At 40.8% G+C, this 9,635-nt stretch carries 7 protein-coding genes and 1 pseudogene; all 8 read right to left on the reverse strand.

Features of this window, described 5'->3' with window-relative positions:
- Nucleotides 1-100: 100 nt before the first annotated feature.
- A complete protein-coding gene (gene opcA / locus ACIR131C_RS0112940; RefSeq protein WP_028090538.1) occupies nt 101-1,477 on the reverse strand; it encodes a glucose-6-phosphate dehydrogenase assembly protein OpcA in 1,377 nt (458 codons plus the stop codon).
- 139 nt (nt 1,478-1,616) lie between these two features.
- Nucleotides 1,617-3,146, reverse strand: coding sequence for a glucose-6-phosphate dehydrogenase (gene zwf / locus ACIR131C_RS0112945; RefSeq protein WP_028090539.1), 1,530 nt, complete (start codon nt 3,144-3,146; stop codon nt 1,617-1,619).
- 524 nt (nt 3,147-3,670) lie between these two features.
- Nucleotides 3,671-4,708, reverse strand: coding sequence for a class 1 fructose-bisphosphatase (gene fbp / locus ACIR131C_RS0112950; RefSeq protein WP_028090540.1), 1,038 nt, complete (start codon nt 4,706-4,708; stop codon nt 3,671-3,673).
- 216 nt (nt 4,709-4,924) lie between these two features.
- Entirely contained in the window at nt 4,925-5,152 is a 228-nt protein-coding gene (locus ACIR131C_RS0112960; RefSeq protein ID WP_028090541.1) for a hypothetical protein, read from the reverse strand.
- 159 nt (nt 5,153-5,311) lie between these two features.
- The gene (locus ACIR131C_RS0112965) at nt 5,312-6,064 is read right to left on the reverse strand and encodes a class I SAM-dependent methyltransferase (RefSeq protein WP_028090542.1); all 753 of its coding nucleotides are present in this window, start codon (nt 6,062-6,064) and stop codon (nt 5,312-5,314) included.
- 406 nt (nt 6,065-6,470) lie between these two features.
- The gene (locus tag ACIR131C_RS0112970) at nt 6,471-6,800 is read right to left on the reverse strand and encodes a ribulose bisphosphate carboxylase small subunit (protein WP_028090543.1); all 330 of its coding nucleotides are present in this window, start codon (nt 6,798-6,800) and stop codon (nt 6,471-6,473) included.
- A gap of 206 nt (nt 6,801-7,006) precedes the next feature.
- Nucleotides 7,007-7,415, reverse strand: a pseudogene (rcbX, locus tag ACIR131C_RS0112975) (RuBisCO chaperone RbcX).
- A gap of 70 nt (nt 7,416-7,485) precedes the next feature.
- Nucleotides 7,486-8,916: a form I ribulose bisphosphate carboxylase large subunit gene (locus ACIR131C_RS0112980; RefSeq protein WP_028090545.1), complete on the reverse strand. Its 1,431-nt coding sequence runs from the start codon at nt 8,914-8,916 to the stop codon at nt 7,486-7,488.
- Nucleotides 8,917-9,635 lie beyond the last annotated feature (719 nt).

Here is a 9,635-nt window from a genome sequence, read left to right on the forward strand (position 1 = left end):
GTTTTCCGTTCACCTACTTAAAGATATAATACAGAAATAGGGAAATTTACCTTAGTGGGGTGGGTAATGGTGTTACCCATTACCCATTACCCATTACCCATTACCCATTACCTAACTTAATAGTGTTACCAATGAGAGTGAGACTTTCCTCAAATAAAGCTTCCCGTCCCCAGCGTTGTACCTGTTGACTTAACAAAGCTTCCGCTTTTTGTTCGGAAAGAGAACTTACCTGTTGAAACAACCCAGCCGACTGAGCGCCTCCATGGGTTTCCATTCGCATACAACCGCCTGTTTCTGAACAAATTACGGTGCCACAATTGGCTTGAGGATTAGTAGAACTCAAGCGTAAACCAATTAAATCACCGACAATTTCCCCAATATCAGCAATGGGAACCCCTGCTAACTCGGCTTCTATGTGTCTTTGGTCTGGAGAGAGGAAATTAATGTATGTGATGTCATAATCACCTTTTTCCTGTCTATAGGCAACTGGTCGCCATTCCAAGCGACTAGCGAACCAACCTAAGTATAATAATGCTTGAGCAGCATTACCTTTTTCATAGTCAATATTGACACGATCAATTTCCTTGAGGGCTGCACGACGATTAGGCGCGTCATAGGCTTCTGCTGTCAGTTCTTGCCATGCTGATAAACGTCGCCAATTTAAATCAGCTAAAGGTATACCCGATTCTACTAGTTGTTGTAAGCTGAGTAAATCATCTTCTGGTGTATTGAAGTTACAAGAGTCAACAATAACATTATTACATACTGATGCTAACCGCTTAAATAAAGGATTAGCGGCATCAGGTGTAGTTTTCCACCAGAGGAACTTAGGTAAACCACCAATTAACAAAGCCGGAATCATGCCCCCAATGCGTTCTAAAGCTGTAGCAGTACCAGTGAGGGTAATGTACTCACAACAGACAAGAGTGCTGGAGGACTGCTTTTGCATGGGACAATAGGTAGAAACTTGTGCTTTTACTCCTTCATCATCACCGGCAATGGGACATAAAGCAATAATCCGGCAAGGGTTACGGGTAGCAATTTCGTCAGCAATAGTGGGACTGGTAGGACTGAAAGTATACCCCATGGCCGTACCATGATTATCTCCATTTGGTCCAGTGTGCTGCTTTTGGAAATATTCAGCCCGTAAAGCAGTCAGAGTTTCTGGAGTAGCAGTACCGGTTTCTGGAAGATGGTGCTTTTTCTGAACTTCTTGCAAAGCCGTTTTAGTTTGGGGTCCGAGAATACCATCTACTGGACCACGATAAAAACCGGTTGCAGTTAGTAAAAACTGAGTTTCTTCTGGTTCGTAAACTACTAAAGTAAATGTTGTGGCGCGGGTAGCAGCGGGTAAACCACCGTCTTCCCCTTGAATACCGTAACTTTGCCAAACTTGATTCAGTTCTACCTCAATTTCTGTGAGGGAAACATCCTTGGGTGCTTGCAAAGAAAAAATCGTAGGTGCTTGAGAAACCATAGTTAATAGTCTTAGTTGTTAGTTGTTGCTTGTCAGTGGTCAGTGGTCAGTGGTCAGTTGTTGGTTGTCAGTGGTCAGTTGTTTTGCTAATGACTAATGACCAATAACCAATGACTAATGACCAATGACCAATGACCAATTAAAGTCTGCGCCAGCGGCGGCCGTCTTGGTTAATTAATAATTCTGCTTCTGCTGGTTCCCAAGTACCAGCTTCATACTGGGGAATATTCGCAGGATTACCTGGTAAATCCCATACAGACAAGGCAGGTGTAACTACTTGCCAAGCCGCTTCTACTTCGTCCGCCCGTGTAAACAAAGTTTGGTCGCCCATCATACAATCAAGGAAGAGACGATCATAAGCATCGGAAGTTGCGGAAATACCTAAAGAACCGTAGCTAAAATCCATATCTACGGAACGGGTACGGAAATCAACGCCGGGCATTTTCACATCGAACCGGAGAGAAATACCTTCATTGGGTTGTATTCGCATAGCCAAAACGTTAGCGTTCACTTGTTGGGCAGCGGAGGAGAACATTCTCGAAGGAACTTCGCGGAAGTGAATCGCAATTTCACTCACCTTTTTCGGCATCCGCTTACCAGTTCTCAAGTAAAAAGGAACACCTTGCCAGCGCCAATTGTCCAGCATAAACTTCATGGCCACATAGGTGGGAGTAGTAGATTCAGGATTAACACCTGGTTCAGTTCGATACCCTGCCACCTGTTGACCTTTCATCCAACCCGCGCTGTATTGTCCGCGAATTGCTGATTTTGACAAATTATTAACATCAGCCAAACGAGTCGCTTGTAACACTTTAACTTTTTCCGTGCGGATACTATCAGCATCCATGGAGTTAGGCGCTTCCATAGCGGTTAAACAGTAAAGCTGCATGAGGTGATTTTGCAGCATATCCCGCAATGCGCCGGCAGTTTCATAATAACCCGCCCGGTCTTCTACTCCCACGGTTTCGGCGACGGTAATTTGCACATGATCTACAAATTGCCGATTCCACAAAGGTTCAAAAATGGCATTAGCAAAGCGGAAAACCAGCAAGTTTTGGACTGTTTCTTTCCCTAAGTAGTGGTCAAGACGATAAACTTGGTTTTCTTTACAAACCTTTTGTACTACTTGGTTGAGGTTTTGAGCGGAGGCTAAATCACGACCAAAGGGTTTTTCGATGACTAAACGCTGTTTGTCGGGGTCTTCTAGCATTCCCGCTAACCCTAGCTGTTTAATGGCTTCAGGGAAGAAATTAGGGGCAACAGAGAGGTAAAACATCCGGTTTCCCCTTGTTCCCCGTTTCTCGTCTAGTTCAGCTAATAAGGTTTTCAGTTTTTGGTATCCTGCGGGGTCATCTATATTCCCCGGACAGTAAAATAAACCTTGGGAAAAGTCCTGCCAAAGTTCACCTAGTTCTACATTAGCGTGAGCTTCTGCCATGCCTTTTTGCATTTGCTCACGGAAGTATTCATGACTCCATTCTCGACGCGCTACACCCACAATGGTGGTTTCTGCCGGAATACGTCTTTCTCTCCGCAATTTGTACAGCGCCGGTACTAACTTACGCCAGGTTAGATCTCCAGAAGCGCCAAAGATAACGATAATTTGTGGTTCGGGCATCCCTTGCTGTTGTAGACCAACGCGCAATGGATTTTCTAGCAAACTGACCATAGGATTTTAGATTTTAGATTTTAGATTTTAGATTTTGCAAGAGGTAAAGGGCAAGTTCCTAAATTCCCCAATCTCCTCTATAGGTGAGAATAGCTTGACTTGACCTTTTAAAGAGTTCATGAGTGACACAGAAAGGACGCAGACACCATAGGATTTTGGATTTTGGATTTTGGATTTTGGATTTTAGATTTTGGATTTTGGATTTTGAAAGATCGCAGGTGTATAAAGTCTAGAATTTAAGTTACAGCCGTTTTTAAGCAAAAGTGCTACAAAAATAATCTATCTGTGTGGGTTTAAACTCTTCATTTACCCGTCTTGGACTTCTATTGGTCGGGGCTGCATGGGTTGAGAAAACCCAACTCGCGGGAATGTTGGGTTTCACTTCTTTCTACCCAACCGATAATTTGCTTAATTTACAGCACTTTTAACTGGAGTCAGATACACCTTATGCAGGCAAGATGCCCGCACCACAAGAGTTTTATCATTAAGCTCTGGACTTGAGAATAGGAATAAATGCTGTAACTTTAATGACTTTTTGGCATAAAAGACATCACTTTTTCTACATCCTCTTTACTACCAATGATTAAAGGTGTCCGTTGATGCAGTTTACTGGGAACTACATCTAAAATATCCATTTTTCCTGTGGTCGCTTTACCCCCAGCTTGTTCAATTAAAAACGCTAAGGGAGCAGTTTCATACAACAGACGTAATTTACCTTCTGGTTTTTGTAATGTTCCTGGGTACAGAAATACCCCACCCTGTAATAAAATTCTGTGAATATCACTCACCATTGCCCCACTGTAACGGGAACTATATCCTTCTGTACGATGAACATAACGAATATATTCTCTAAAGGGTTCATCCCATTGCCAGAAATTACCATCATTAACACTATAGGTCGCAGCATGATTGGGCATTTTGATATTCTCGTCACAGAGAATAAATTCACCTAAACTAGGATCAAGAATAAAGGAATGCACTCCCGTACCTATGGTATACACTAGCATAGTGCTAGGTCCATATAGAATATATCCCGCTGCTAATTGTCTACGGCCATTTGTAAGCAAATCCTGAGCTTCACCATCAATATCCGCTCCTTCCTGTTGACGAATGGCAAAAATAGAACCTAAACTGAGATTATTATCTGTGTTTGATGAGCCGTCAATGGGGTCATAAAGCAGCGTATAACGACCAATGGGGCAATTTTCCGGGATATAATAGGGTTTCTCCATTTCCTCGGAAGCCAGACGACAAACTAAGCCGCTTTGCTTGAAAACAGAGATAAATACTTCATTCGCGTAAACATCCATCTTTTTTACAGATTCTCCCTGGACGTTGACTTCTCCAGTAAATCCTAGCACCCCCTCCATTAAACCAGCCCGACTCAAACGACGAGCCACTAATTTACCCGCTAAAGCGATGCGATTCATCAGCGCACTTAAATCCTGGGCATCAGGTCCAAAACTATGTAATTGTTGGAGAACGTGGCGGGATAATGTTGTACAATCACGATCTAGAGCTTTATCTGTGGACAAATCCAAAGATTCTGATACTTGAGTCATATTAATTGCTGCTATGAGGTCGTGTTTATCTATGGCGATTTTTGGTCGTTGCTTCTATCTTAGAAAGGGAATTTGATAACTTAAAACTGATTTTATATAAACTAAAGAATTGAAATTTTGATTTTCAGATAAATTACGCACAATCTTCCCAAAAACCTGATTATTGCCAAGGGTAATTTCTGTCTCACTTTTGACAAACAACCACAAATTAACAAATTATATTATGACCTCAAAAGAATGAACTTCTAAAACAGGACCAATCATTGCAGTTGTTACGAGATCATTTCTTACCTCTCCTGTGACTTTGGCTTTTTGTCCTGATTTGAGTAGGTTTTTATCAGCACTTTTAGGGATTTGGTAAGTGACACCATCTTCTGTCACAAAAGCCCAGACACCAAGGCCAATATTTCGGCGTTCAATAGTACCAGTAATTGTCACGTTCATAACGTTTAATTTTTTAATTGTTTAATTTTTTACTTAAGTAAACGGAAAAAAACCGACATAAGTAACAAAAAGTAAAGTTGCCCAAAACCTCTTCCCTGTTGCCTGTTCCCTGTTGCCTGTTCCCTGTTCCCTTGTCATAACGACAATCTACTTAATTATTTAAGATGATGACAATTCCTGAGAAAAGTATAATAATTGTGTAGTGTTTAATTGGTCACGGTAGAGGCATTTAAACTGATTAAAACCGGATTTTTGACAGATTTCTTGGATAGTTTGTTGAGTTTCGGGAAAATCGCTGGTGGAAATATGCTCCTGAACCATTGAATACTCTTCTGGGGTGAGTAAAGACCAGTATTTTTGCACATTATCTAGGTAGCGGAGAATGTAACTATCTCGGTCTTCTGTTTCTTGACGAATAATATCAATTAATATCAAAACACCTCCCGGAATCAATAGCTGTTGTAGCTGGTTAATAAAATGCTCTTTTTGCTGAAGCTGAAGATGGTGCAGCGCGAAAGAAATGAAAATCACATCAAATCTATGCTCTTGATCTGATGCCAAAAAAGGCACTACTTCTGAGAAATCTCCCTGATTTAAAGTTATGTCACAATTAATCTTTTTTAAATTCTCTTTGGCAATTTCTAATGCAGCTATGGATAAGTCTACACCATGATAGGATGTGATATTAGTATTTGATAATACCAGACTAGTTAAACTGGCATCACCACATCCTAAATCAAGCATTTTAAAGGGTTTTTGAAAGTTGTTCAGAAGAAATTTATGTAATATTCCATAAATTTCATTATGACCCATGTAATTATTATTGAGTACCTTTTGATAAATTTTCCACTGCTTGTTAAAAAACTCTTCTACTAGCAAGGATTCATTTTCGCCATTTTTTAGCTGTGTCATAATTTTTAGTTTTAGGGAGGACGTTTTTTAACAGAACTATTGCGGTAGATGGCTGGTAAATAAGGCACATATAGCAATCCTACCCCCATCGTGAGAAAATACGTAGATAAAAATTGTTATTTTATAAGCATTTGAGCCTGGTTAAACTCTCACATATCGTTAAGGATTACTATATAACTATCCTAACTTTGAATTATAGATTAAGTTAGAGAAAAGCAATTTAACTAAGCTTGCCAATTTTCGACAATTCGAGGAAATTCTGCATAATTGTTATTAATTACTGACAGAATACTCAACTGAACATAGGTACGTAACAGCTTATTCTGTAGCAAAAACTAAAAAAGAGAGATAGAAAACTCTACCTCTCACCAGGGTATAAATAAGCTTAATTAAACCAAATCAGATTTTAGTATCTGCTAGGTTTGTGAACGATGAAGCTAAGAACTTGACACTGCTTAATGTTGTCAAAACCAACAACACGGATGTAGCAGCTGCTATACTGAGAACGGCAACCTTGAACTTCGCTCAATACTTCTTGAGTAGATTTAGCGCCGAACAAAGGTAACTTCCACATTGTCCAATAAAGTTCTGTAGGTTCAGAAGTTTCGTTAAATTCAATTGCGGGGATGTAGCCTTGGTTCAAAATATATTGAACTTGCTTGGCAATTTGCGCGTCAGACAGAGGGGGAAGGTAAGAAAGGGTTTCGTAACGACGCTCTTTAGGTAAAGTTTGCATAGCTTTTGATAAGTGGGGGAGATTTTTTATTACTTGGTTGACTGATTGAGAATTTTAGATTTTAGATTTTAGATTTTAGATTCCAAAAATTTGTACAAGTCCCCATCCTTGAGGACGTAAAAATTGTAACTCCCAAATTTAAGATTTCTGAGCTTCTAAACTTGAGGGTGAAGTCAATCCAAAATCCAAAATCCAAAATTCAGTGACTAATTAGATAAATTATCTAAATTAGAATCAGATATTATCTGTCTTTGGTGTTTTTGGGCTGGGATCTGATAAGTTTAATTGCGTAATACGTTCGAGATGCTGGCGACGTTGTTCCATATTGGCCTGCTGAATACCAGTCATCACCATTTCTGGTAAAAACTCTGTCACTTCTGCCGCTATGTGTTCCCTGACAGTCATAATCCGCAAAGCCAAATCTGACTTTTCCAGAAACAGTTCCTCAATATATGCTTCTCCGTCTTGGATTTTGCCGGCGGAAAAGTTTTGCAACCAATGTGCTAAAGGTGGATTTGTTTCGCCTAGCTGCGCCAATACAGTCCTTAGTGCCTGATAAGTCAGGTAACTTTGGAGAGTTTTGGCTGTTTCTTTCGCAATTTGCTTTAAATCCATGCTTGATCCAGCCCTTGAGATTTTTAGATTTTGGATTGTTTATGAATCCAAAATCCCAAATCTTAAATGATCAGACGGTATCCATTGCTTCAAACTCGAACTTAATTTCTTTCCAAAGTTCGCAAGCAACAGCCAATTCAGGAGACCACTTAGCAGCTTCGCGGATAATATCGTTACCTTCACGAGCCATGTTACGTCCTTCGTTACGAGCTTGGATACAAGCTTCTAAAGCTACGCGGTTAGCTGTAGCACCAGGAGCGTTACCCCATGGGTGTCCAAGAGTACCACCACCGAATTGTAATACGGAGTCATCACCGAAGATCTCAACCAACGCGGGCATATGCCATACGTGGATACCACCGGAAGCAACGGCCATTACACCAGGTAGAGAAGCCCAGTCTTGGGTAAAGTAAATACCGCGAGACTTGTCTTGCTCAACGTAGTTTTCACGTAATAGGTCAACGAAGCCCATGGTGATACCGCGTTCACCTTCTAATTTACCAACAACTGTACCGGTGTGGATGTGATCACCACCAGACAAGCGGAGAGCTTTAGCTAATACGCGGAAGTGGATACCGTGGTTTTTCTGACGGTCAATTACAGCGTGCATAGCACGGTGAATGTGCAACAGAATACCGTTATCACGACACCAACGAGCCAATGTGGTGTTAGCGGTGAAACCTGCGGTTAGGTAGTCGTGCATGATGATGGGCTGTTTGAGTTCTTTAGCGTACTCAGCCCGTTTCAACATTTCTTCGCAGGTAGGAGCGGTAACGTTCAGGTAGTGACCTTTGATTTCGCCGGTTTCTGCTTGGGCTTTGTTGATAGCTTCAGCTACGAACAAAAAGCGATCGCGCCATCTTTGGAATGGTGCTGAGTTGATGTTTTCGTCGTCTTTGGTGAAGTCCAAACCACCACGTAAACATTCGTATACAGCACGTCCGTAGTTCTTCGCGGAAAGACCTAATTTGGGCTTAATTGTACAACCCAACAGAGGACGACCATATTTGTTCAATTTGTCGCGCTCAACTTGAATACCGTGAGGAGGTCCTTGGAAGGTCTTGATGTAAGCTACTGGAAAACGAATGTCTTCCAAACGTAAAGCCCGCAAAGCTTTAAAACCAAATACGTTACCGACAATAGATGTCAATACGTTGGTGATAGAACCTTCTTCAAACAAGTCTAAAGGATAAGCAACGTAACAGATGTATTGGTTATCTTCACCGGGAACTGGTTCGATATCATAACAACGACCTTTGTAGCGATCTAGGTCGGTGAGTAAGTCTGTCCAAACTGTTGTCCAAGTACCAGTGGAAGACTCAGCAGCTACAGCCGCACCAGCTTCTTCGGGGGGAACTCCAGGTTGGGGAGTCATCCGAAATGCTGCTAGTAAATCTGTATCTTTGGGTGTGTAATCCGGTGTGTAATAAGTTAGTCTGTAATCTTTAACCCCAGCTTGATACCCAGACTTAGCCTGAGTCTTAGTTTGCGCGTAAGACATATTTTTCTTCCAAGAAGTCTTTCTTTATTACTATCAAATCACGTTATGTGCAACTTCTTCTCATTCTTACTCTTTATTCATTCTTAATAAGATCATAAGTTTTGCTTATATTTTGGGGCGATTAGTTTCTATGGTGGCAGTGCGGTTGCACAAATTAAGCTATGGGTAGAATTACCATAACTCACTTTCTACCATGATTCAGACGTACTCTTTTGACGCTGTTGTTTTTCGTCCCAGCAATACAAAATCTTTTCATCTTGAGGAAAGCATATCCCACTCAACCGATTTGATTAAGATTAACTGGCCTTTATTGGTCTTCTGCGGAACTTTACCGGAAAACTACATTCCAGATATTAACCTGGTTTGCTGCAATTCTCTTTTTTCCTGATCTATCTACCTCAAGCGGGTAAAGATTGGTCATGAAGCATTTTCTCGGAAGACCGATTTAGTCATGGGATGAGCAAGGGAGAAAAAACTGCACATCACTGAATTTGTAGCTTACCCCACAATGGATCAAAATTCAATAAGTTATTTCTGAAGTTTTGTTAACTAATATATTTGATTTTCCTATTATAGAAAGATTTAACATTTTGTTAAATCTACTTTACAAATGTGCATATCTAAGGTATCCCTTTCTCTGCAAGGTTTTTAACTTCTGTCCCTAGATTCGCTATTTTACGCATAATTTGATATATTCTTTTATCGAACCACAGAGGCAC

It is taken from the genome of Dolichospermum circinale AWQC131C (assembly GCF_000426905.1).
Taxonomy (GTDB): domain Bacteria; phylum Cyanobacteriota; class Cyanobacteriia; order Cyanobacteriales; family Nostocaceae; genus Dolichospermum; species Dolichospermum circinale.

Excerpts from the sequence above, each read along its gene's own strand:
- opcA (WP_028090538.1), bottom strand. The coding sequence starts at position 1,477 with ATGGTTTCTCAAGCACCTACGATTTTTTCTTTGCAAGCACCCAAGGAT.
- zwf (WP_028090539.1), bottom strand. The coding sequence starts at position 3,146 with ATGGTCAGTTTGCTAGAAAATCCATTGCGCGTTGGTCTACAACAGCAA.
- fbp (WP_028090540.1), bottom strand. The coding sequence starts at position 4,708 with ATGACTCAAGTATCAGAATCTTTGGATTTGTCCACAGATAAAGCTCTA.
- ACIR131C_RS0112960 (WP_028090541.1), bottom strand. The coding sequence starts at position 5,152 with ATGAACGTGACAATTACTGGTACTATTGAACGCCGAAATATTGGCCTT.
- ACIR131C_RS0112965 (WP_028090542.1), bottom strand. The coding sequence starts at position 6,064 with ATGACACAGCTAAAAAATGGCGAAAATGAATCCTTGCTAGTAGAAGAG.
- ACIR131C_RS0112970 (WP_028090543.1), bottom strand. The coding sequence starts at position 6,800 with ATGCAAACTTTACCTAAAGAGCGTCGTTACGAAACCCTTTCTTACCTT.
- ACIR131C_RS0112980 (WP_028090545.1), bottom strand. The coding sequence starts at position 8,916 with ATGTCTTACGCGCAAACTAAGACTCAGGCTAAGTCTGGGTATCAAGCT.